Origin of the sequence: Brachybacterium saurashtrense (assembly GCF_003355475.1) — a bacterium.
GTDB lineage: Bacteria > Actinomycetota > Actinomycetes > Actinomycetales > Dermabacteraceae > Brachybacterium > Brachybacterium saurashtrense.
Genome location: NZ_CP031356.1, coordinates 1,565,445 through 1,588,399, shown reverse-complemented (window position 1 = coordinate 1,588,399; position 22,955 = coordinate 1,565,445). Strand labels below are relative to the sequence as shown.

The 22,955-nt window shown below is 72.8% G+C and carries 19 protein-coding genes and 1 tRNA gene; 8 read left to right on the top strand and 12 right to left on the bottom strand.

Features of this window, described 5'->3' with window-relative positions; genetic code table 11:
- Window positions 1-20: 20 nt before the first annotated feature.
- Genes rsgA through DWV08_RS07170 form a run of 3 tightly spaced genes read right to left on the bottom strand, consistent with a single transcriptional unit; the run spans window position 21 to window position 2,967 of the window.
- Window positions 21-1,073, bottom strand: coding sequence for a ribosome small subunit-dependent GTPase A (rsgA, locus tag DWV08_RS07180; protein ID WP_115413172.1), 1,053 nt, complete (start codon window positions 1,071-1,073; stop codon window positions 21-23).
- On the bottom strand, window positions 1,070-2,395 hold the full coding sequence (aroA, locus tag DWV08_RS07175) for a 3-phosphoshikimate 1-carboxyvinyltransferase (protein WP_115413171.1): 1,326 nt from the start codon (window positions 2,393-2,395) through the stop codon (window positions 1,070-1,072). The genes rsgA and aroA overlap by 4 nt, the downstream gene beginning before the upstream one ends.
- A gap of 5 nt (window positions 2,396-2,400) precedes the next feature.
- The gene (locus tag DWV08_RS07170) at window positions 2,401-2,967 is read right to left on the bottom strand and encodes a DoxX family membrane protein (RefSeq protein ID WP_115413170.1); all 567 of its coding nucleotides are present in this window, start codon (window positions 2,965-2,967) and stop codon (window positions 2,401-2,403) included.
- 276 nt (window positions 2,968-3,243) lie between these two features.
- On the opposite strand from DWV08_RS07170, the gene DWV08_RS07165 reads away from it, so the two are divergent.
- Window positions 3,244-3,960, top strand: coding sequence for a sigma-70 family RNA polymerase sigma factor (locus DWV08_RS07165; protein ID WP_115413169.1), 717 nt, complete (start codon window positions 3,244-3,246; stop codon window positions 3,958-3,960).
- Window positions 3,957-4,295 (top strand): mycothiol system anti-sigma-R factor, encoded by a 339-nt coding sequence (rsrA, locus tag DWV08_RS07160; protein WP_115413168.1) that lies wholly within the window; start codon window positions 3,957-3,959, stop codon window positions 4,293-4,295. Before DWV08_RS07165 ends, rsrA begins: the two co-directional genes overlap by 4 nt.
- 94 nt (window positions 4,296-4,389) lie before the next feature.
- Here the strand turns inward: rsrA and DWV08_RS17415 are convergent, their stop codons facing one another.
- The 5 genes from DWV08_RS17415 to DWV08_RS07140 all read right to left on the bottom strand — a co-directional run bounded on the left by DWV08_RS17415 (window position 4,390) and on the right by DWV08_RS07140 (window position 11,230).
- Window positions 4,390-4,464, bottom strand: a complete 75-nt coding sequence (locus DWV08_RS17415) for a 50S ribosomal protein bL37 (RefSeq protein WP_369832988.1) — start codon at window positions 4,462-4,464, stop codon at window positions 4,390-4,392.
- Window positions 4,465-4,613: 149 nt separating this feature from the next.
- Window positions 4,614-5,258, bottom strand: coding sequence for a GDSL-type esterase/lipase family protein (locus DWV08_RS07155; RefSeq protein ID WP_115413167.1), 645 nt, complete (start codon window positions 5,256-5,258; stop codon window positions 4,614-4,616).
- An 83-nt stretch (window positions 5,259-5,341) separates the two neighbouring features.
- Window positions 5,342-9,205, bottom strand: a complete 3,864-nt coding sequence (locus DWV08_RS07150; RefSeq protein ID WP_115413166.1) for a multifunctional oxoglutarate decarboxylase/oxoglutarate dehydrogenase thiamine pyrophosphate-binding subunit/dihydrolipoyllysine-residue succinyltransferase subunit — start codon at window positions 9,203-9,205, stop codon at window positions 5,342-5,344.
- 124 nt (window positions 9,206-9,329) lie between these two features.
- Window positions 9,330-10,424 carry a HAMP domain-containing sensor histidine kinase gene (locus tag DWV08_RS07145; protein WP_115413165.1) on the bottom strand — a complete coding sequence of 365 codons (1,095 nt, stop codon included), beginning with the start codon at window positions 10,422-10,424 and terminating at the stop codon, window positions 9,330-9,332.
- Window positions 10,421-11,230 carry a response regulator transcription factor gene (locus DWV08_RS07140; RefSeq protein WP_115413164.1) on the bottom strand — a complete coding sequence of 270 codons (810 nt, stop codon included), beginning with the start codon at window positions 11,228-11,230 and terminating at the stop codon, window positions 10,421-10,423. The genes DWV08_RS07145 and DWV08_RS07140 overlap by 4 nt, the downstream gene beginning before the upstream one ends.
- Window positions 11,231-11,544: 314 nt before the next feature.
- Here DWV08_RS07140 and DWV08_RS07135 point away from each other — a divergent pair, with 314 nt between their 5' ends.
- The 4 genes from DWV08_RS07135 (at window position 11,545) to DWV08_RS07120 (ending at window position 14,712) form a co-directional block, all read left to right on the top strand.
- The gene (locus DWV08_RS07135; RefSeq protein WP_241237361.1) at window positions 11,545-12,360 is read left to right on the top strand and encodes a M23 family metallopeptidase; all 816 of its coding nucleotides are present in this window, start codon (window positions 11,545-11,547) and stop codon (window positions 12,358-12,360) included.
- Complete coding sequence (gene tsaD, locus DWV08_RS07130; protein ID WP_115413163.1) at window positions 12,357-13,415, top strand: tRNA (adenosine(37)-N6)-threonylcarbamoyltransferase complex transferase subunit TsaD; 1,059 nt, start codon at window positions 12,357-12,359, stop codon at window positions 13,413-13,415. The genes DWV08_RS07135 and tsaD overlap by 4 nt, the downstream gene beginning before the upstream one ends.
- Window positions 13,416-13,493: 78 nt before the next feature.
- Window positions 13,494-13,569, top strand: a tRNA-Arg gene (locus tag DWV08_RS07125).
- A 282-nt stretch (window positions 13,570-13,851) separates the two neighbouring features.
- Complete coding sequence (locus tag DWV08_RS07120) at window positions 13,852-14,712, top strand: hypothetical protein (protein ID WP_162801519.1); 861 nt, start codon at window positions 13,852-13,854, stop codon at window positions 14,710-14,712.
- Between the two features lie 105 nt (window positions 14,713-14,817).
- Here the strand turns inward: DWV08_RS07120 and DWV08_RS07115 are convergent, their stop codons facing one another.
- From DWV08_RS07115 to DWV08_RS07100, 4 genes are all read right to left on the bottom strand, one after another.
- The gene (locus tag DWV08_RS07115) at window positions 14,818-15,183 is read right to left on the bottom strand and encodes a hypothetical protein (protein ID WP_115413161.1); all 366 of its coding nucleotides are present in this window, start codon (window positions 15,181-15,183) and stop codon (window positions 14,818-14,820) included.
- Entirely contained in the window at window positions 15,173-16,081 is a 909-nt protein-coding gene (locus DWV08_RS07110) for a nucleotidyltransferase family protein (RefSeq protein ID WP_115413160.1), read from the bottom strand. Before DWV08_RS07110 ends, DWV08_RS07115 begins: the two co-directional genes overlap by 11 nt.
- Complete coding sequence (locus DWV08_RS07105) at window positions 16,078-17,235, bottom strand: PqqD family peptide modification chaperone (protein ID WP_115413159.1); 1,158 nt, start codon at window positions 17,233-17,235, stop codon at window positions 16,078-16,080. The genes DWV08_RS07110 and DWV08_RS07105 overlap by 4 nt, the downstream gene beginning before the upstream one ends.
- Before the next feature lie 143 nt (window positions 17,236-17,378).
- Entirely contained in the window at window positions 17,379-19,616 is a 2,238-nt protein-coding gene (locus tag DWV08_RS07100) for a bifunctional alpha,alpha-trehalose-phosphate synthase (UDP-forming)/trehalose-phosphatase (RefSeq protein WP_162801637.1), read from the bottom strand.
- Between the two features lie 362 nt (window positions 19,617-19,978).
- Between DWV08_RS07100 and lysA the strand changes: the two genes are divergently transcribed.
- Both lysA and DWV08_RS07090 read left to right on the top strand, forming a co-directional pair.
- A complete protein-coding gene (lysA, locus tag DWV08_RS07095) occupies window positions 19,979-21,391 on the top strand; it encodes a diaminopimelate decarboxylase (protein WP_115413157.1) in 1,413 nt (470 codons plus the stop codon).
- A 192-nt stretch (window positions 21,392-21,583) separates the two neighbouring features.
- The gene (locus tag DWV08_RS07090) at window positions 21,584-22,951 is read left to right on the top strand and encodes a homoserine dehydrogenase (RefSeq protein ID WP_115413156.1); all 1,368 of its coding nucleotides are present in this window, start codon (window positions 21,584-21,586) and stop codon (window positions 22,949-22,951) included.
- Window positions 22,952-22,955: the final 4 nt, after the last annotated feature.

Sequence of the window (22,955 nt, the reverse complement as noted above, 5' to 3'; positions counted from 1 at the left end):
ACGCGGGCCGCGGCGGCCGCTCACAGCTCCCAGGGGTCGTTGCGGCGCAGCGCGGTGGCCAGGCGCCGGTAGGAGGCCAGGCGCGCCGGGCCGGCGCTGCCCGCCTCGCCGCGCTCCACCAGGGCGTCCAGGGCGCAGTCCGGGGCGTCCTCGAGGTGGGTGCAGCCGCGGGGGCACTGCGCGGCGAGCACCGCGAGATCCGCGAAGGCGTCCAGCAGCTCGTCGGGATCCACGTGGCCCAGGCCGAAGGAGCGCACCCCGGGGGTGTCGATCACCCAGCCGTCGTCGTCCGGCAGCGGCATGGCCAGCGCCGAGGACGAGGTATGCCGGCCGCGGCCGGTGACGTCGTTGACCACGCCGATGGCGCGGTCGGCGCCGGGCACCAGGGCGTTCAGCAGCGTCGACTTGCCCACCCCGGAGTGCCCGATGAGCACGCTCACCCGGCCCGAGAGCCGTTCCCGCAGCGCCTCCAGGCCCACGATCCCGGCCTCGCCCGCCCCCTCGGCGCGGCGGGTGACCACGTGCTCGAGGCCCAGCGGCGCATAGCTGGTGAGGAACTCCTCGGGGGAGCGCAGATCGGATTTGGTCAGCACCAGCAGCGCATCGATCCCCGCGACGTACGCCGCCACCAGGCAGCGATCGATCATCCCGCCGCGCGGCTCGGGCTCGGCGACGGCGGTGACCATCACCATCAGGTCCACGTTCGCCACCAGCGGCCGCTCGGTGGGGTCGTCGTCGTCGGCGCTGCGTCGCAGGAAGGAGCTGCGCTCCTGGAGCCGCACGATCCGGGCGAGGGAGCCGTCCCGGCCGGAGGTGTCGCCCACCAGCCCCACCAGGTCGCCGGGCACGATCGGGGTGCGGCCCAGCTCCCGGGCGCGCATCGCGGTGACCGCGCGCTCCTGGTCGGTGCCCTCGGCCACCACGGTGCGCCAGCGGCCGCGGTCCACGGAGACCACCCGACCGGTGATCGCGTCCTCGTGCTTGGGGCGGTCCTTCGTGCGGGGCCGCGATCCGCGCCGGTTCGGACGTATGCGCACGTCGCTCTCGTCGAAGTCCTTCGCCGAGCGCCTCACTCCGCGTCCACCGCCGGCTCCGGGTGCAGCATCGACAGCCACATCCCCACGAAGTCCGGCAGCGTCTTCTGGGTGGTGCCGATGTCCACCACCCGCAGGTCCGGCACGCGCAGCCCCAGGATCGCGCCCGCGGTGGCCATGCGGTGGTCCTCGTAGCTCTCGAACACCGCGCCGGTGAGCGGTCCCGGATGGATCTCCACGCCGTCCTCGAGCTCCACGGTGTGCGCCCCCACCTTCGTGAGCTCGGCGGCCAGGGCCTTCAGCCGGTCCGTCTCGTGGCCGCGCAGATGCGCCACCCCGGTGAGCCGGGACGGGGAATCGGCCAGCGCGCACAGGGCGGCGATGGTGGGCACCAGCTCGCCCACGGCCGACATGTCCGCCTCGATCCCGTGGATCTCGCCGCTGCCGCGCACGCACAGCGCGCGCCCCTCGCGCCACACCTCCCCGCCCATGCGGGCGAGCAGGTCGCGGTAGGCGTCGCCCGGCTGGGTGGTCGTCTCGGGCCAGTCGTCCACCGCGATGGTGCCGCCGGTGACCATCGCCGCGGCGAGGAACGGGCCGGCGTTGGAGAGGTCCGGCTCGATCCCCACGCTGACGGGGCGGATCTCCCCGCGGCGCACCGTCCAGGTGTGGCGGCCGTCGGCGTCCACGTGATGGCTCGCCTCGACGCCCGCCTCGCGCAGCGTCTGCACGGTCATGTCGATGTGGGGGAGAGAGGGCAGGGTGGAGCCCACGTGGGCCAGCTCGAGATCGGACTCGGCCCGGGCCGCGACCAGCAGCACGTTGGAGACGAACTGGCTGGAGGCGGAGGCGTCCAGGGCGATCCGGCCGCCGGGCAGGCGGCCGGTGCCGTGCACCGTGAGCGGCAGGTGCCCGGGCTCGCCGTGCTCGGTGACCTCCACCCCCTGCTGGCGCAGGGCGTCCACCACCGCGTGCATGGGCCGCAACAGCGCCGCGTCGTCCCCGGTGAAGCGCACGTCGCCATGGTGGAGGGCCGCCAGGATCGGCACGAACCTCATCACGGTGCCGGCCAAGCCGGTGTGGATCTCGAGCGGCTCGGCGGGATGCTCCGCGGGCGGCGGCAGGGGCGTCACGTGGAGGGCGCCGTCGGCCACCTCCAGCACCGCGCCGAGCCGCTCCAGCGCGTCGCGCATCAGCCGGGTGTCGCGGGAGACCAGGGCGCCGCGCAGCACGGACGGCTCATCGGCCGCGGCGGCCAGCAGCATCCATCGCGCCGTGAGCGACTTCGATCCCGGGACCCGCACCAGGGCGTCGACCGGATGGTCGGCGACCGGGGCGTTCCACAGCACCTCGCCGGGCATCGCGCTCAGCCCCGCTGGTCGGCGAGCTGCTTCTGCGCGGTCTCCACCGCTCCCTTCGCCTTCTTCTCGAGCTTCTCGGCCTTCTTCTCGATGTCGCGCTGGGTGGCGGCGGCCTTCTTCTGGCTGCGCTCGATGAACTGGTTGGCGCGGTAGCCCAGCGAGGGGCGGCCCTCGTGGTCGACCACGGCCAGCAGCACACCGCCCAGCAGACCCGCGTCGGTGAGGATCGACTGGATCTCCTGGGTGAGCTCCTCGCCGCGCAGCTCCCAGACCCGCTTCCGGCCGGCCCAGCCCACGGAGGTGGTGAGCAGCAGCGCCGCCGCGGCGGCGCGGGGGCAGCGGTTGGTGGCGTACAGGACGCCGGCGCCCGCGGCGACCGCTCCCGCCACACGCACCACGGCGCGCGAATCCACGAAACCGGGCGCCGAGCTCTTGGACAGCGCGGAGTCGACGGCGTCGAACGCCTGCGGGAAGACGTCGATCTCCCGCTCGGGGCGGAGCGCCGTGCGCACACCCTCGAACACGAAGGGGGCGGCGAGCAGGGGGCGTGCGATGCGTCGGACCAGAGCCATGGTGTCCTCACGTTCTTGGGCGGGGTCTGCGTGCGGCGAGCGGCGCTCTCGTGCCCCTCACCGCCGACCAGCCTACCGCCCGGGGAACATTCTCCGTGCCCGGAGCGTTGCACGAGGGGTCGCGGTGCCAGCGCCGCGGCCGGAGGACGGCCGGTGCCCGGCCGCCCCCGGTGCACGGACGAGGAGCTCGGCGGCAGCCGAGGACGGAGGCAGCCCATGGCGGCGGCGGTGCTCGAGGACGCCCCCTGCAGGCCCGGTGGCGTAAGTTTGAGGGCGATGACCCGTACAGACCATGCATCGAGCCCCGAGGCGGACCCGCCGGGGGCGGAGCCCGCCCTCGCGCCCGGCTCCCCGACCGCGCCCGCGGAGGGCGCCGCGGGCGAGGCGACGGACTTCGACTTCGAGGCCGAGGCGCTCTCGCACCTGGACTCCCTCTACGGCGGTGCGCTGCGCATGACCCGCAACCCGCACGACGCCGAGGACCTGGTGCAGGACACCTTCGTCAAGGCGTTCCGCGCTCGCGACCGGTTCACGCCCGGCACCAACATGCGCGCCTGGCTGTACCGGATCATGACCAACAGCTACATCTCGCTCTACCGCACCCGCCAGCGCCGCCCCAAGGAGGCCTGGACCGACACCGTCGAGGACTGGCAGCTGGCGGAGGTGGCCGGGCACACCAGCGACGGCCTGCGCTCGGCGGAGACGGAGGCGCTGGACCACCTCCCGGACACGGCGGTGAAAGACGCCCTCGGCGAGCTGCGGGAGGACTACCGCATGGCCGTGTACCTCGCGGACGTGGAGGGCTTCGCGTACAAGGAGATCGCCGAGATCATGGACACCCCCATCGGGACCGTCATGTCGAGGCTGCACCGGGGGCGACGCCAGCTGCGCGAGAAGCTCTCGGACTACGCCCACCGCACCGGATACCTGCGCTCCGGCGCGACCACCGCACAGGAGGCGCCCGACACCACGGGCCGGAAGGAGGAGCGATGACCCAGGACGACCCCACCGGCCGCTCCGGAGGCGCCGGCCGCGATCTGCGCTACGGCCTCGACGAGGCCCTCGACGGCGAGCTGCCCGCCGAGATGGTGCAGCGGATGCGCCGCCACACCGACGACTGCCCCGAGTGCGCCGAGGAATGGGAGCGGGTGCGAGCGCTCAAGGAGCTGGTTCGCCGCAGCTGTGCGGACCGCGCTCCGTCCTCGCTGCGCGAACGGATCGCCGTGCACTGCCGCACCGTCTCGGTGACGCGCACCGAGACCCGCACCGAGGCGGACGGCACCGTGCGCATCACGCGCACCTCCACCGTGCGGCGCGAGCTGGGCTGAGCGGCCCGGCGCCCCGCGCCGCGCCCACGACGACGACAGGCCGCCCCCGGTGAGGGGGCGGCCTGTCGTCGTCTCGCACGCGGCGAGCTCACGGTCAGCTGTTGGGGCGCTTGCCGTGATTCGCGCCGTTCTTGCGGCGAGCCTTGCGCTTGCGTCCTCGCTTGCTCATCACGATCTCCTTCCTTCGCCCGATGGATCCGTCGATTGTGCCACACCGGCCGGCCTGCACCCGCGCCGACGGGGGCGGGGAGGGCGTGCTGAGGCCGAGGTCACTCGGCCGCCGCGCCCCCGTCGGCAGGCTCCGGGGCGGCGGGGTGCTCAGGAGGAGGTGCCCAGCCAGCGGCCGAAACCGGCGTGCAGCACCAGCCAGGCGATCAGACCGTAGCCGGTCTGGCCGGGATGGTCGCCCGCGGAGCGCGCGAGATCGGACTCCCACTGGTCGTGCCCCACCAGCCCACCGACGGTGTCGACGTAGGGGATGCGGCGGCGGGAGCAGACGTCCTCGAACGCGGCGGAGAGCTCGCGCACGGCGGCCGTGGTGCCGCTGTCGGCGCTCGGCGCCGGGCCCACCACGAAGGCGGGTAGCCGGAGCCGTTCGAGCCCGTCGAGCACCTTGGCGAGATTGAGGCGGGACCGGGCCAGGGAGATCCCCGCCGGCACGTCGCCGCGTCCCAGGGCGAGCACGATGCGGTGGTCCACGGAGCCGTCGGCCTGGCCCTCCGCCGAGAGCCGACGGTGCACCTCCGCGTCCCAGCGGTCGGCGAGCTCGGCGGAGGTCTCCCCGGGCAGCGCGGCGGCGAACACGTCGATCCGGCTGTCGGCGCCCTGCTCGCTGGCGACCGCGCGGCCGAGCCAGCCCAGCGCCCGGGCGTCTCCGACTCCGGCGAGGAGCTCGTCACCGAGCGCGATGATCCGGATCCGGGACTCCGGGGTCGGGGCGGGCGTCATGGGCACGGTGGGCACCGGGACCTCCTGGACGGGGACGGGGGAGGACAACTGTAACGGCGGGGCGGGCCACGGGCGAACCCGTGACCCGCCCGCAGGGCTCAGGCCTCGAAGGCCCGGGTGAGCAGATCCTCCTGCTCGACCTTGTGGGTCGCGTTCGAGCCGGTGGCCGGGGAGGCGGAGGCCGGACGGGCCACGACCCGCAGCGTGCGCCCCACCTCGACGGCGAAGTTCATCGCCATGAAGCTCCAGGCGCCCTGGTTCTGCGGCTCCTCCTGCACCCAGGTGAGGGTCGCCTCGGGGTAGCTGTCCAGCACGCTGTGCAGCTGCTCGGAGGGCAACGGGTAGAGCTGCTCGACCCGCACGATCGCGGTGTCGGTCGCGCCGAGCTTCTCGCGCCGGGCCACCAGGTCCCAGTAGACCTTGCCGGAGGTGAGCAGCACCCGGCGCACGCCCGCGGGATCCACGGTGGTGTCCGGGAGCACGGGCTCGAAGGTGCCGGTGGTGAAGTCCTCCACGGGGCTCACCGCCGCCTTGTTGCGCAGCATCGACTTCGGGGTGAACACGATCAGCGGCTTCTTCGGCTCGGCGAGCGCCTGCTTGCGCAGCAGGTGGAAGTAGCTCGCCGGGGTGGAGGGGGCCGCCACGCGCATGTTGTTCTCGGCGCACAGCTGCAGGAAGCGCTCGATGCGCGCGGAGGAGTGGTCCGGGCCCTGGCCCTCGTAGCCGTGCGGCAGCAGCATCACCACCGAGGAGTTCTGGCCCCACTTCTGCTCGGAGGCGGAGATGAACTCGTCGATGATGGTCTGCGCGCCGTTGACGAAGTCGCCGAACTGCGCCTCCCACAGCACCAGCGAGTTCGGGCTCTCCACGGAGTAGCCGTACTCGAAGCCGAGCGCCGCGAACTCCGAGAGGGAGGAGTCGTAGACGTTGAACCGCGCCTGGGCGTCGTCCAGGTAGGACAGCGGGGTCCAGGTGTCGCCGTTCTCGTGATCGATGAGCACGCTGTGGCGCTGCACGAAGGTGCCGCGGCGGGAGTCCTGGCCGGCCAGGCGCACGCGGTGGCCCTGCATGAGCAGCGAGCCGAAGGCGAGCAGCTCGCCGAAGGCCCAGTCCACGTTCCCCTGGGTGCTCATCTGCGTGCGGCGCTGCAGCACGGTGAGGAGCTTGGGGTGCACGGTGAAGGAGGCGGGGATCTCCGAGTGCGCCTGCCCGATCCGCTCCAGCACGCCGGCGTCCACCGCGGTGTCGGCGTCCTTCACCGCGTCGGTGCCCTGCTGCGAGACGGGCAGGTCCAGGCCCTGCACGTTCTCCTCCGCGGGGGCGGCCGCGGCGGAGTCGCGGGTGGAGGCGAAGGCCTCGTCGAGGTGGTCCTGGAAGTTGCGCACCAGGCCCTCGGTCTCCTCCTCGGTGAGGTCACCGCGCTCGATCAGCGCCTCGGTGTACAGCTTGCGGGTGGAGGGCTTCTGCCCGATCAGCTTGTACATCTCCGGCTGTGTCATCGAGGGGTCGTCGCCCTCGTTGTGACCGCGGCGGCGGTAGCAGAGCATGTCGATGACCACGTCGCGGTGGAACTTCTGGCGGAACTCGAAGGCGATCTCCGCCACCCGCACGCAGGCCTCCGGGTCATCGCCGTTGACGTGGAAGATCGGCAGCTGCGTCGACTTCGCGACGTCGGTCGAGTAGAACGACGAGCGCGAGGAGTCCGGCAGCGTGGTGAAGCCGATCTGGTTGTTGATGACCACGTGGATCGTGCCGCCGGTGCGGTAGCCGCGCAGCTCGGAGAGGTTCAGCGTCTCGGTGACCACGCCCTGGCCGGCGAACGCGGCGTCGCCGTGCACCAGCACCGGCAGCACCGGGAACTCCTCGGGCCGCTCCAGGCGGTCCTGCTTGGCGCGGGCGATGCCCTCGAGCACGGGGTTGACGGCCTCGAGGTGCGAGGGGTTCGCGGCGAGGTAGACCTTGGTGGACTTGCCGTCCGGCGAGGAGTAGGTGCCCTCGGTGCCCAGGTGGTACTTCACGTCGCCGGAGCCGAGCTTCTGGCCGTAGTTGCCCTCGAACTCCTGGAAGATCTGGCCGTAGCTCTTGCCCGCGAGGTTCGAGAGCACGTTGAGGCGTCCGCGATGGCTCATGCCGATGCACACCTCGTCGACCTCGTCGTGCGCCGCGCCGTACAGCACCGCGTCCAGCATCGGGATCACGGCCTCGCCGCCCTCGAGGGAGAAGCGCTTCTGGCCCACGAACTTCGTCTGCAGGAAGGTCTCGAACGCCTCGGCGGCGTTGAGGCGATCCATGATGTGGGTGAGCTCGGCCTTGTCGAAGGGCTTGCGCGGCGTCTCCATCTTCTCCTGGATCCACGCGCGCTCCTCCGGATCGGAGATGTGCATGTACTCCACGCCGATGGTGCGGCAGTACGCGTCGCGCAGCACGCCCAGGATGTCCCGCAGCGTGGCCTTGTCCTTCCCGCCCAGGCCGCGAGTGGGGAAGGTGCGCTCGAGGTCCCACAGGGTGAGGCCGTAGGTCTCCACGTCCAGATCGGGGTGGGTGCGCACCTTGTAGCCGAGCGGATCGATGTCCGCCATCAGGTGGCCGCGCACGCGGAAGGCGTGGATCAGGTCCATCACCCGGGCGAGGCGCTCCGACTGGGTGTGCTTGAAGGGGTTGTCCGGCACCCAGCGCACCGGCTGGTACGGCAGGCGCAGCGAGGCGAAGACACGGTCGTAGAAGCCGTCCTTGCCCAGCAGCTTGTCGCCCATCCGCTTCAGGAACTCGCCGGAGGCGGCGCCCTGGATGATGCGGTGGTCGTAGGTGGAGGTGAGGGTGGTGACCTTCGAGACCGCGAGGTCCGCGAGGGTGGCCTGGCTGGCGCCCTGGAACTGCGCCGGGTAGTCCATCGCGCCCACGCCCACGATCACGCCCTGGCCCTGCATGAGGCGCGGGATCGAGTGGACGGTGCCGATGCCGCCGGGGTTGGTGAGCGAGACGGTGGTGTGGGCGAAGTCGTCCATCGTCAGCTTGCCGGCGCGGGCCTTCTTCACCACCTCCTCGTAGGCCTTCCAGAAGCCGTGGAAGTCGAAGCGCTGCGCCGCCTTGATGCTGGGCACCACCAGGCCGCGGGAGCCGTCCGGGCGGGGCATGTCGATCGCGAGGCCGAAGTTGATGTCCTCGCGCTCGAGGAGGAGCGGCTTGCCCTTCTCATCGAGCTCGAAGCCGTTGTTCATGTCCGGGATCTCGGTGATCGCCTCGATCATCGCCCAGCCGATGAGGTGGGTGAAGGAGACCTTGCCTGCGCGGTGGCGCTTGAGGTGGTTGTTGATGACGATGCGGTTGTCGAACAGCAGCTTCACCGGCACGTCGCGCACGGAGGTCGCCGTGGGCACGCCCAGGGACTCGTCCATGTTGCGCGCCACCGCGGCGGCGGGGCCGCGCAGCTTCACGGCCTTCGGCTCGCGCAGCTCGACGGCCGGGATCTGCGCCGTGGTGGTGGGGACCTTCGCGGGGCGGTCCGAGGTGGTGGAGACCGCGGGGGCGGGGGCGGAGTCCTTGGTGGGGTCTGCGTTCACGGCAGGGGTGTCCTTCGGGGGCTGCGAGGTGGTCGCGGGAGCGGGTGCCGGGGAGGCGGGGGAGGGTGCGGCGGCGGGTGCCGCCGCGGGCTCGGAGGGGGCGTCGCCCGTGGGGGCGGCCGGGGTGGGGTCCTCCGCGGGAGCGGTGGTGGACGCGGCCTCGTCGGCGGCCGCCGACGGGGCGGGGTCGCCCGCGGGCGTCGTCGTCGACGCTGCGGAGGTGTCCGAGGCGGTCGCGGTCGCGGACGAGCCCGTGCTCACCGGTCCCTGCGCGGAGAAGTACTCCGCCCAACTGGGATCGACGCTCGAGGGATCCTCCCGCCACTGCTCGCGGAGTGCGTCCACGAGCCACTGATTCGGACCGAACTCCGCGGAATCGGAGTCCTGTGTCTGCTGTGACACTCTGAGATCGCCAGCCTTCTCACGCTCGAGAGATACGGAATGAGGCCAGCCTAGCGGCAGGCGATGCCCCTCGTGCGCTCTCCCGCCGGGGTGCACCGGGGGAAAGCGCCGGAGGTGCGGGATATCACGCCGCGGGGAGGGTGCCCGGGAGCTCCACGCGGATCAGCGAGGAGCGCCCCTCGCGGGCGCGGTCGCTGCGCGGGTCGTCGAGCACCTCGATGGTCCCGCCATGCAGCCCCACCGCCCAGCGGGCGATCGCCAGCCCCAGGCCGGTGCCGCCCGAGGCATCGGCGTAGCCGCCGCGCTGGAACCTCTCGAACACCCGCGAGCGGTCCTCGCGCGCGATGCCCGGCCCCTCGTCGTGCACGTCGATGTGCACGCCGTCGCCCTCGCCGGTGCGGGCCGCGGTGACGTGGATGCGCCCGCCCGCGGGGGAGTGGCGGGCGGCGTTCTCGAGCAGGTTGTGGATCACCTGGTGCAGGCGTGCGGCATCGGCCGGGACGGTGAGGTCCGCGGGCTCCACCTCCACGATCCAGCGCACGTCGCGCCCCCCGGCGGCCAGGGCCGCGGCGTCGACCACCTCGTGGAGGAACGGGGTGAGCTCCACGGTCTCGACGTCCAGCTCGATCACGCCGGCGTCCAGGCGCGAGAGGTCCAGCAGGTGGTCCACCAGCTGCGAGAGCCGCTCCGTCTCGGTGAGCGCCACCTCGAGCGCGGCCGGATCGGGTTCGGTGACCCCGTCCACCAGGTTCTCCAGCTGGGCGCGGAGGCCGGCCACGGGGGTGCGCAGCTCGTGGGAGACGTTGGCGACCAGGTCCCGGCGCATCGAATCGGTCTGCTCCAGCTCCGAGGCCATGGCGGAGAAGGCCGACGCCAGCTGGCCCACCTCGTCCCTGCTGGTGGCACGGACCCGGCGGCTGTAGTCGCCGCGTGCCATCGCCTGCGCCGCCGAGGTCATCTCGCGCAGCGGCGAGGTCATGCCCCGGGAGAGCACCTGGGTGAACACGAGGGCCAGGAGCACCACCAGCGGCAGGGCCAGCAGCGGGGCCACCCCGGCCCGGATGCTCACCTGGGTGAGCAGCGCCGCCACGGACACGCTCGCGGCGACCAGGATCCCGAGCTTGACCTTGAAGGAGCGGAAGCGGTCCAGCGGACGCACGTCCAGCCGCTCCCCGACGCGGAGGTGCGCCTCGCCCTCCCCGTCCCGGGAGGCGCTCACGCGTCCTCGGCGGGGAGGTTCGGGGTGCGCAGGGAGGAGATGTCCCGCGCGGCGCCGTCGGCCGCCTCCTCCTCGGGATCCTCGGGGATCTCCAGCGCGTAGCCCACGCCGTGCACGGTGCGCACCAGGTCCGACCCGAGCTTGCGGCGCAGCGCCTTGACGTGGGAGTCGACGGTGCGGGTGCCGGTGGCGTCCACCCAGTCCCACACGTCGGCCAGCAGCTGCTCGCGGGTGAGGACGGTGCCGGGCGCGTTGGCCAGGCACAGCAGCAGGTCGAACTCGGTGGGGGTGAGGTGCGCGGGGACCTCGGCGCGCATCACCCGCCGCCCGGCGCGATCGATCACGAGGTCGCCGATCTGGAGCGCCTCCTGCTTCTCGGTCTCGGTGGGCGCGGGGGCGCCCACGCGGCGCACGCGTCGCAGCAGCGCCTTCAGCCGCGCCACCAGCTCACGGATCGAGAAGGGCTTGGTCATGTAGTCGTCCGCGCCCACGCCCAGGCCCACCAGCATGTCGGTCTCGTCGTCGCGGGCGGTGAGCATGAGCACCGGCACGGGCTCGTCGGCCTGGATACGGCGGCACACCTCGAGGCCGTCGAAGCCCGGGAGCATGACGTCCAGCACCACCACGTCGGGCCGCACCTCCGCGACCGTGCGCACGCCGGAGGGGCCGTCGAGCGCGGTGGAGACCTCCCACCCCTCCGCGGTGAGCCGGTCCGCGATGGCTCGCGTGATCGTCGGCTCGTCCTCGATGACCACCACCCGCACGGGGGCGGCGTCTCGGGCTGCGTTCTGCTCGGGCGTCGACATGGTCGCCACTGTAGTGCGCGGGGTCTGAACGCACCCGGCGAACGGGCCGGGAGCTGTGCTGCCCGGGGCGGCGCGAGCGGCGGCGCACGTGACCTGTCCCCCTCGGTGAGGGGCCGCGCTGTCAAGAGTGGGCAACCTTAGGGGCATCTGGGCAAAAACTTGGCAATGACCCGGTCCGCCTGCTCGTCCCACCGCCTGACCAGTGCGTAGTTTGTTCGAGGTTGTTCGGCGACGCGTACTTCCCCCTGTCCGGCGTCGCGCTCGGACAGACGTCAGCACGAGAAGCTCGCAGTCGCAATGGAAGAGGTCAGGACGTGGCGAATCATCGCTCCGAGGGACGCGCCACGGTGCGCAAGCACCGCACTGTGGGCGGCACCCACCGCGACTCGGCACTCTCCTCGGGAGTGGTGAAGGCCGGCGTCGTGGGCGTCCTCGCCACCGCCACCATCGCCGCCCCGCTCGCCGCCGCGGCCGCCGGGATCGACGAGACCGGCGTCGAGGGCGAGATCATCGCCCAGGCGCAGCCCGCCGCCCCCGCCCCGCAGGCCGCGGCCCCGGTCACCCTGCCCACCGCTCAGGCCGCCGCCACCGAGACCCGCACCGACGACGACGCCACCCGCTCCGAGGCGCGCACCTCGCCGGCCTCCGCCGAGTCCGAGGACGCCGAGGACGAGGGCACCGGCATCGAGGTCTCCGTTCCCGAACCGGTGGAGGAGGCCGAGGCCGCCGCCCCGGTGGGCGACTCCGGCTACCTGCGCCCCGTCAGCGGCCCCATCACCTCCGGCTACGGCGGCCGGATCCACCCCGTGCTCGGCTACTACAAGGGCCATGACGGCGTGGACTTCGGCGCGTCCTGCGGCACCCCGGTGCACGCCGCGAAGGGCGGCACCGTCACTGCCGTCGAGTACCACCGCTCCTCCGGCAACCGGGTGAAGATCGACCACGGCAACGGGGTCGTCACCGGCTACTACCACCTGCAGGGCTTCAACACCTCCGTGGGCGCCACCGTGGCCGCCGGCGACACCATCGGCTACGTGGGCTCGACCGGCCGCTCCACCGGATGCCACCTGCACTTCGCCAAGATGGACGAGGCGGGCAACTACTCCAACCCGATGTCGCTGCTGCGGTGACCGCCGCCGGGAGCCCCGTCGTCCTCGGGGTCGAGTCCTCCTGCGACGAGACCGGGTTCGGGATCGTCTCCGACGGGGTGCTGCTGGGCCAGGGCCTGGCCTCCAGCGCCGTCCAGCACGCCGACTTCGGCGGCGTGGTCCCCGAGATCGCGGCCCGCGCCCACCTCGAGGCCGTGGTGCCCACGCTGCAGATCGCGCTCGACGACGCCCAGGTGCGGCTCGAGGACATCACCCACGTGGCCGTCACCTCCGGGCCGGGCCTCGCCACCGCCGTGCACGTGGGCCTCGCCGCCGCGAAGTCGATCGCCTGGTCGCTGGGCACGCCGCTGTACGGGGTGCATCACCTCGCCGGCCACGCCGCCGCGGACACTCTCGAGCACGGGCCGCTCCCGGAGCGCAGCATCGTGCTGATCGTCTCCGGCGGCCACACCTCGATCCTCGCCGTGGGCGATCTGGTGCGCGATCCCATCGAGCACCTGGGAGACACCCTCGACGACGCGGCGGGGGAGGCCTTCGACAAGGTCTCCCGCCTGCTGGGCCTCGGCTACCCCGGCGGCCCCGCGATCTCCCGCGCCGCCGTGGACGGCGATCCCGCCGCCTTCGCGTTCCCGCGCGCGATGCTGCGCCCCAAGGACGCCCCGTACACCTTCTCCTTCTCCGGGCTGAAGACGGCCGTGGCCCGCACCGTCGAATCGCTCGAACGCGCCGGCGAGCCGGTGCCGGTCGCGGACATCGCCGCCTCCTTCGAACAGGCCGTGGTGGACGTGCTGGTCACCAAGTCCCTGCGCGCGGTGAAGGAGCGCGGCCTCGACACCCTGGTGATCGTGGGCGGCGTGGCCGCCAACGCCCGCCTGCGCGCCGAGGCGCAGCGTGCGTGCGACGCGGCCGGCGTGGAGCTGCGCGTGCCGCCGCCGCGGCTGTGCACCGACAACGGTGCGATGATCGCTGCGGTGGGGGACCTGCTGGTTAGCGCGGGCGCCGAGCCCAGCGGTCTCCAGATCGCCGCGGACCCCTCCGCCGTGCTGCACGGCGCGCAGCTGCCCCTGCTGGGGTGAGGTCCCGCTCACACCCGCCCGTCGCAGGCCCTCTCGAGGCGACTGAGGGGGCGCGAAGTTGGTAGGGTGTGCAGGTCCGCCCGCGTAGCTCAGTGGATAGAGCGTCTGCCTCCGGAGCAGAAGGTCGCAGGTTCGAATCCTGCCGCGGGCACCATGGGGAACGGCCCGCCGGCCGAGCTGAGAAGCTCGGGCGGCGGGCCGTTCTCGTTGCCGAGGGCGTGCAGAGGCGGCCCGGGCGGGTGCTCCCGGGACTCGTGCGGCCATTCCTCAAGAGGGGTGGAGCGCGCTCCTTACTCCCTGGTCACGGCCCTGACCAGCGCCGTTGACGGCTGCTCCGACACATGCCGTCCAATCTCCCTGCGCAGGTGTTCATCCGTCGCATCGTTCGCTAGCATGTGCATGTCCGGCATGTCCGATTTGACCCAGTCTGACCGGTATGCACGGTACGTCCAGCTCGGGTGGGGAGTCCGTCGTCACCCGTCGTACCGGTCCGTGGCGCTGCCAGGGGAACGTGGAGGGAACAGTCGTGGGAAACCAGCAGAGCAGTCCGATCACTCGCCGCACCATCGCGAAGGGCATCGCATGGTCCGTGCCGGCCTTCGCCCTCGCCACCGCCGCACCGGCGCTCGCGCAGTCGCCGCTGGTGACGCTCTCCGAGGGCGACGTGTGCAAGTACCCCGGTAACAGCGGGCCGACGGGGACCTTCCAGTCCTACCTCTTCCCCGTCATCATTCAGAACATCGCCAACGAGGTCGTGTGCCTCACTGTGAGCGGTGCCCAAGTGGTGCTCACCGGTGGCACGGTCAAGCCGGGTGACCCTATCTTCTGGACACAGCCCCCGGGCTCACCGGGAGCCGCGCCCGGTGGAGAGACCGTCTGTCTCCCCATCGGCGGGAACATCACCTACTGGCTCGTGCTGACGAACACGGGCAACAGCTCGAACTCGTCCGGCACCGTCTACGTGGACCTCTTCGTCGAGGGCCAGAGCTCCGGGCGCTCCTACGAAGACCAAGCCGCAGCACCCTTCGCGACCACCCCGCCCGAATGCGGTGACTACGTCACGACCTCGGAGCCCGTCACCCCCGCAGCCTCGACCACTCCGGTCAGCGAGGAGGCGCGTGTCGCCGAGACTACCGAACCCGAGTCCGACGGCGGGACGACGGAGACGCAGGAGAAGTCCGCCACGGAGCCGGCCGCCTCGGAGAGCAGCGACGGCGAATCCAGCGAGCCGGCCACCTCCGGGGCCGAGGGCACGGAGGCCGAGACATCGGAGGGATCGGGTACCGAGGAGGTCTGACCTCGCAGCATCTTGACGGACGCACTGAATGCGCGCCGGGGAGGTCCCTCCCCGGCGCGCTCCCGCGTCATGGTGTCGGCCGCTCCTGCCCCTCAGGGTGCGCGCTCATGCCGAGTCCGAGCCGACCGGGGCGAGCAGTCCCGCACTGCACCATCCGGCGAGGAGCTCCTCGAGACCGCCGAGCACCTCGTGCCGCGCGGCGCCCGAGGCGACCCACGGTGCGGCGAGCTCCAGGATGTCGGCCCCTGCCTCGCCGGCTGCGGCAAGTTCCTGCCACACCAGCGCCGGAGGGCCGTCGAAGAGCACCGGCCACCCCTCGGGAAGGCGGACCGCGACCACGGCGGGACCGTCGTGCCTCAACTCCCGCGGGCTCGTCCCGAGATCGTGACACTCGGCGGTCCACGCCACCAGGGGGTGCAGCCGCATCTTCGTGCTCGAGTCGCGGCTGGTCTCCCTCGACTCACCGCTCACGCCGACTCCTCTGCTGCAACGCCCGGAAGAGACCGCGCACGGTGTCCCGCACGCGCCGGGCCAGCTCGCGCGCGACGTCCATGGCCGTCGGCCGCCGCCCCAGCCCCATCGCCAGGTGATCCATGTTGGGGATCAGGGCCGAGCCGACCAGGCGCGCCCGTGCTCGCACCGTCGGCCGGGCCTTCCAGCGGGCGGTGAACAGGTCCCAGCGGGTGCCGCCCTGGGACATGTAGCGCCAGAACTCGTAGTCCGGCCGGTCCCGCCAGCTCTCCAGCTCGCCCATCGCCGCCGCGAGGGCGCCGCCCGCGCCCCAGGACTCCGCCCGCGCCACCACCGCCTGCCACTCCTCGGCGCTGAGCACCGCACGCAGGTGCTTCGCGTCGCGCGGGCCGCGGGAGCCGTCCCGCGCCGAGTGCAGCAGGATGAAGGTGGCCTGGTCCCGGCGCGAGGGGATCTGGGAGCCGATCGCGCAGATCTCCCGCCGCCCGCTCTGGGCGAACACGGCCTCGAACACCTCCGCCGGCGGCGTGGTGAGGCCCGGGAACAGCCGGTGCAGGTCCACGTGCCCGAAGCGCTCGTTGCGCATCGTCATCGCGTGGTGGAACACGGAGCCGCTAGCGAAGGTGGTCTCCGTCTGCCAGCCATGGCGCTCGAGATGTTCGATGAGTCGCTGCTCGTGACCCGGCCGCACCATCACGTCCACGTCCGAGCTCATGCGCCCGGCGGCGTAGAGGTCGCTGTCCACGCTGTGGCCCTTGAGGTGGAGCACGTCGGCGCCGGCCTCGTCGGCCACCATCTGCACGGCGGCGTGGCCCAGTCGCAGTCGCACGTCCCGCGGCAGGGAGCGCTGCGCCAGGGTGGCGTCGCGCCCGTCGCCGTCGGTCCCGGGCGCGCTCACGCCAGGCCCCCGTCCGCGATGCTCAGCAGGCCACGGTCCCGCAGCTGCTCCACCAGCTCGGCGACGATCCCGTCCGCGCCCTCCACCGTACCGTGCGCGGCGACCAGGGCCTCGGTGAGCTCGTCGAGGGTGCGGGGGCGGGTCAGCCGCTCCCACAGGGTCGCCCCCACGCCCTGCAACAGGAAGAAGTCGCCGCCGCGCAGCACCGCGACCCCGCCCGGGATCGCGACGGCATCGGCCACAGGCGCGCGACGGACCACGGCGCCGTCACCGCAGGGCGGCGACGGGGAGGTCTCCTCCACGACCGCGGACTCCCAGCTCTCGGGGCCCGCTGAGCGCGACTCCCGCCCGGCCAGCCAGGCGTCCAGCACCTCCGGCAGGGTCTCCGCTTCGGCATAGTGCAGCAGCCAGGGCCCGCCGTGCGCGTCCATCAGGGCGCACAGCGTCTGCAACGGCCGCGGCAGCAGATGCAGCGACGAGGTCTGCGCGACGATGCGCGGGAGCGCCTCCGCGAGGGGGAGGGGCGTCACCGTCGGCGCGGCGTCCCCTGCCGGATCGAGCGAACGGTCCAGCACGATCACGGGGCCCAGGTGCAGCGCGGTGGAAGCCGAGGGCGCACGGAGTCCCAGCTCCTCGGGGCCGCGCGCCACCTTCCGGGCGGCGACCTCGCGGTCGATGATCTGCAGCGGCTTCGGGTAGGGGAGCACCTGGCCCGTGCCCGGCACCACCGCCACCGTCTCGTCGGTGACGTATCCGAAACGGCGCGCCAGCACGAGGGTGGCCGTGGTCTTCCCGGTGCCGGGAGGGGCGCACAGGGCCATCACCCGGCCGTCCTCCGCGGCCAGGCCCGCCGCGTGCAGCAGCAGCAGCGTGCCGAGCGCCGACTCCATCGTCCGGGTGGTGACCGCGGTGGTGACCAGGTCGCCGAGGCGCGCCCCGCTGTCGGCCTCCTCCGTCGGCGCGGTCACCGCGCGCAGATCGCACAGCACGGCCCCCGCCGCCGGCGGGCCGGGGGAGAGGCACCGCGACCAGGCGTCGCGCAGCCGCGCGCGACGCTCCCCATCGGGGTCCGGGGGCAGGAGCACGGTCACCGGGCGGTCGAACACCACCAGGTCGAGACGGTCCTGCTCCTCCACGGCGACGAGAGCGCTCACAGGACCTCCCGCGCGGCGCGGCGACCGGGCACGGCCAGGGGCGAGGCCTCCGTCCTGCGGGGGACCGCTGCTGTCATGATCTGCCGCCTGGGATCGTGTTCCGAGCTCGGGATGAGCTGGGATCGAGGATACGTCAGCGGTGCTCATCTCTCGTCGGCGCGCAGGTGCAGCAGCCGCTGCAGCACCTCCCGCACCGCGTCCGTGTCCGCGATCCGCAGTCGCGCCGCCGTGTCGCCGCCGCCCACCTTCAGGCCCAGGTCGTGCTCGCCGAGCTCGGCGAACACGGACTCGTCGGTGACGTCGTCGCCCAGGTAGAGCCACGCATCGGCCGCGCTCGCCCGAGACAGCGCCTCGATCGCCGCGCCCTTTGAGGTGTGGACCACGGCGAACTCCACCACCTCCTTGCCGGGAGTGACCGTCACCTCGGGCAGCGTCATCGCGTACTCGAGCGCCGCCTCGGTGGCGTTCAGCCCGCCGCGCCCCTTCGCGGAGCGGGTGTGCAGCACGGCGGCGGTGGGTTTGGTCTCCACCTCCGTGCCGGGATGCGCCCGCGCGATCCGGCGCAGGGTGCGGGTGATCTCCGCGAGCTGCTCCTCCTTCTGGGGGGTCATGGCGAGCGCCGACTTGTCCAGCACCTCGGCCTGCATCCACGGGGGCAGCGCCCCCACCTCGGCGCCGTGCGAGCCCACCAGCACCACCGAAGACGGCATGGTCGTGTGCCGGTCGAGGTCCGCCAGGGAGCGGCCCGAGACCAGGGCGACGGCCACCCCGGGCAGGTCCGAGAGCTCCCGCAGCGCAGCGAGCGCCTCGCCGTCGGGCACCACCGCATCGCGGTCGTCCACGATCGGGGCCAGCACCCCGTCGAAATCCGAGGCGATCAGCAGGCGCGGCATGGCGGTGAAGTCCCGCAGCGCGACCTCGACCTCCTCCGGGGCGCTGTTCGCATCCCCCGTGAGCAGCACGGCCGGCGCCGTGTCGCCCGCCGGGGTGTGCATCGCCTCGAGCTGCTGCAGGAAGTCATGGGCCCAGGCCTGCACGTCGTTCTCCATCACCTGATGGCGCAGGGAACGCATCGCCTCCTCCTGCTCCTCGGCGGGCATCGCCAGCGCGCGCAGGATCGCCGCCTTCAGCTCGTCGATGTCGTGCGGGTTGACCAGCACCGCGGCGCGCAGCTCATCGGCCGCGCCCGCGAACTCGCTGAGCACCAGCACGCCCTGCAGGTCCGGGCGGGAGGCGACGTACTCCTTGGCCACCAGGTTCATGCCGTCGCGCAGCGCCGTCACCAGCACCACGTCCGCCGCCATGAACAGCGCCGTCATCTCCCGGCGATCGAAGGAATGGTGCTGGTAGGAGACGGCGGGGCGACCCAGCGGGGCGTGCTCGCCGTTGATGCGGCCCACCGTGAGCTCCACCTCGTCGCGCAGCTGCCGGTAGGCCTCCACCCGCTCCCGCGAGGGGGTCGCGACCTGGATCATCACCGTGTCGTGCGGGTCGATCGAGCCGTCGTCGAGAAGCTCTCCCCAGGCCTTCAACCGGTGCCGGATGCCCTTGGTGTAGTCCAGGCGATCCACCCCCAGCACGATCCGCTCGGGGTCGCCCAGATCGCGGCGCAGCTCCTCGGCCCGTGCCCGGATCGCGGAGTCCTCCGTGAGCTCGGAGACGGTGGCCGAGTCGATCGAGATCGGGAACGTGCGCGCCTGCACCTCCCGCACCGGGGCGGCACCGATGCCGGGCACCGAGATGGTGGTGCCGTCCACGTGGTAGCCCAGCAGCTTCCGCACCGCGGCGACGAAGTTCAGCGTGTCGCTCTCGCGCTGGAAGCCCAGCAGGTCCGCGCCCAGCAGGCCGCGCAGGATCGAGTTGCGCTTGGGCAGCTGGGAGAACAGCTCCACCGAGGGGAAGGGGATGTGGTTGAAGAAGCCGATGCGCACGTCGCTGCGCTTGTCCCGGATCATGCGTGGCACCAGCTGGAGCTGGTAGTCGTGCACCCAGATGGTCCCGCCGGGCGCGGCCACCGGCGCGGCCGCCTCGGCGAAGCGACGGTTGGCCGCCAGGTAGGAGTCCCACCAGCCGCGATGGAACTCCGGATCCACGATCACGTCGTGGTAGAGCGGCCACAGGGTCGCGTTGGAGTACCCCTCGTAGTACCGCTCCACGTCCTCCTGCTCGAGCCGCACCGGGTACAGGCTCATCCCGTCGGCCTCGAACGGCGCCGGCGCCTCGCCCGGTGCGCCGGCCCAGCCCACCCAGGCGCCGGAGTCCACGGTGCGCATCACCGACTCCATCGCGGTGACCAGGCCTCCCGGGCTGGTCACCCACTCGGTGGCGCCGTCGGGCAGGGTGCGGGAGTCCACGGGGAGCCGGTTCGCGACCACCACCATCTCGTGCTCGGCGGAACTGTGCTGGACCGGGGATGACGAGGGCACCGGAACTCCTTCGCGTCGGAACGATGAGGGCGCGGGCGCGGAGGGCGCCCGCAGGCGGCCGCCGCACCCGTCGACACCGTGAGGCTACCAAGTGCGATGGGTCACCCACTCGCCCTGATGGCCTCTTCACCGACTCGTGACCTGCGGGTGTGACCTGCGCGGATGGTCGCCCACCGAGTGGTCGGGCGGGGCGGGGGCGGTGTTCGCGGTCCGGACGGCCGCGCCGTGCCTCGCGCCGCGCCCCTACTCTCGGAGGGCGCCGCCGGCGCAGCCGCCCGGGAACCCGCCGGGCGGGACGGTGCGACCGAGGAGCACACATGCGCGCCCACGAGGCCGGAGCCCTGCACGGCAACGACGCAGCCCCCACCTGGCTGCCGTACCCCGCAGACGTCAACACCCTCATCGACGGACTGTGGTCGCGGAACACCGCCCGCACCGCCGACGGCTCCGTGGCCGTGGCCGGCGTGGACGTGCACCGCATCGCCGAGGAGGTGGGCACTCCCGCCTTCGTGGTGGACGAGGACGACTTCCGCCACCGCGCCCGCGCCTTCCGCGACGCCTTCGCCGCGGCCTTCCGCCCCCACCGCGGGGCCGACGTCTACTACGCGGGCAAGGCGTTCCTGTGCGGCGCCGTGGCCCGCTGGGTCGAGGAGGACGGCCTGGGCCTGGACGTGTGCACCGGCGGCGAGCTCGCCGTCGCGCTGCGCGCAGGGTTCCCGCCCGAGCGCATCGCCCTGCACGGCAACAACAAGTCCGAGGCGGAGGTGCGCCGCGCCCTCGAGGCCGGCGTGGGCCGGATCGTGGTCGACTCCCTCGACGAGATCGCGCTCGTGGACGAGGTGGCGGCGCGGCTGGGACGGCGCGCCGGCGTGATGCTGCGCGTCACCACCGGCGTGGAGGCACACACCCATGACTTCATCGCCACCGCCCACGAGGACCAGAAGTTCGGGCTCTCCCTCACCGGCGGCACCGCCTTCGAAGCCGTGCAGCAGGTGCTCGAGGCCCCGCACCTCACCCTGCTGGGCCTGCACTCCCACATCGGCTCCCAGATCTTCGACACCGGCGGCTTCGAGGTGGCCGCCCGCCGGGTGCTCGCCCTCATCGCGACGGTGCGGGACGAGCTGGGCCGCACCATCGACCAGCTCGACCTCGGCGGCGGCTTCGGCGTCATGTACAACACCCAGCACACCCCCGCGACCCCGGAGGCGCTCGCGACCGGCATCGCCGCCATCGTCGCCGCACAGTGCCACGACCTCGAGATCGACGTGCCGCACCTCGCCTTCGAGCCCGGACGTGCGATCGCCGGGCCCTCCACCCAGACCCTGTACACCGTGGGCACCGTGAAGGACGTGCGGCTGGGCGGTCCCCACCATCGCGTGTACGTCTCGGTGGACGGCGGGATGAGCGACAACGTGCGCACCGCGCTGTACGACGCCGACTACTCCTGCCTGCTCACCGGGCGGGTCTCCGACGTGACCCCCGAGGTGGTGCGCGTGGTGGGCAAGCACTGCGAGAGCGGCGACATCGTCGTGAAGGACGAGTACCTCCCCGGGGACGTGCGTCGCGGGGACCTGATCTCCGTGCCCGTCACGGGGGCGTACTGCTACTCGCTGGCCTCGAACTACAACCACGTGCCGCGCCCGCCGGTGATCGCGGTGCGCGACGGCGAGATCCGCACCCTGATCCGCCGCGAGACCGAGGAGGACCTGCTGGGCCTGGACATGGGCTGACCCGCCGGCCCGCCCGCAGTCCCACCGTCCTCGCCGGCACTGCCGGCCCGGCCCGCCCGGCCGCAGCACCCGCCCTGACCGGTCCGTGACGCATTCGTTCATCCACGGTCACAACCCCGTACCGTGCTCGGATACAGTGCGTACGCCCGCTCCGCCCGCCTCGTCGGCCCCTGTGGAAGGACCACCCCTCCCATGTCACTGCACCCCTCCGGCAGCACCTCCGGCCAGGAGGCCGCGGCCGTGTCCGCACTCCCCGCCCTCCGCGTCGCGGTGCTCGGCGCCGGCACCGTCGGCGGCGAGGTGCTGCGCCTGATCGCCCAGCAGGGGGAGGATCTCGCCCATCGGATCGGCGGCCGCCTCGAGGTGCGCGGCGTGGCCGTGCGCGACCTCGACCGGGACCGCGGCCCGCACGTGCCGCGTGCGCTGCTCACCGAGGACGCCGCCGCGCTGGTGCGCGAGGCGGACCTCGTGGTCGAGGTGATGGGCGGCATCGAACCGGCCCGCACCCTGCTGCTGGACGCGATGGCGCACGGCGCCAGCGTGGTCACCGCCAACAAGGCGCTGCTCGCGCAGGACGGCGCCACCCTCTACGAGGCCGCCGACGCCCACGGCGTGGACCTCTACTTCGAGGCCGCCGTGGCCGGCGCCATCCCGCTGGTGCGCCCGGTGCGCGAATCCCTCGCCGGGGATCGCATCCAGCGCGTGCTGGGCATCGTCAACGGCACCACCAACTACATCCTCGACGCCATGACCAGGACAGGGGTGAGCTTCGACGAGGCGCTCACCACCGCCCAGCAGCTCGGCTACGCCGAGGCAGATCCCACGGCGGACGTGGAGGGCCACGACGCCGCCGCGAAGGCGTCCATCCTCGCCTCCCTGGCCTTCCACTCCCGGGTGCGCCTGGGCGATGTGCACTGCGAGGGGATCACCCAGGTCTCCGCCCAGGACATCGCCGCCGCCGCCCGCATGGGCCGCACCATCAAGCTGCTCTCCATCGTGGAGCGGATCGAGGAGGAGAACGGCGAGCGGATCTCCGCCCGCGTCTACCCGGCGCTGGTGCCCGACCACCATCCGCTGGCCGCGGTCTCCGAGGCGTACAACGCCGTGTTCATCGAGGCGGAGGCCGCCGGCTCCCTGATGTTCTACGGCCAGGGCGCGGGCGGCTCCCCGACGGCCTCCGCCGTGCTCGGCGACGTGGTCTCCGCCGCCCGCTCCCGCGTGCACGGCGGCATCGGCCCGCGGGAGTCGCGCTACGCGGAGCTGGAGTCCATCCCGCTCGAGGAGCTGCGCAGCGCCTTCTACATCTCGCTGACGGTGGAGGACCGCCCCGGCGTGCTCGCGGAGATCGCCGGCACCTTCTCCGGCTACGGCATCTCGATCTCCACCATCCACCAGGAGCTCCTCCCGCCCGAGGAGGGCTCCGGCGCGCCCGCCCGCGCGCACATCGGCGTCAGCACCCATCGCGCGCTCGAATCCGCGATGACCGCCTCCCTGGACGTGTTCTCCTCCACCGCCACGGTGCGGAGCATCGATTCCGTCCTGCGCATCGAAGGAGAATGACCTC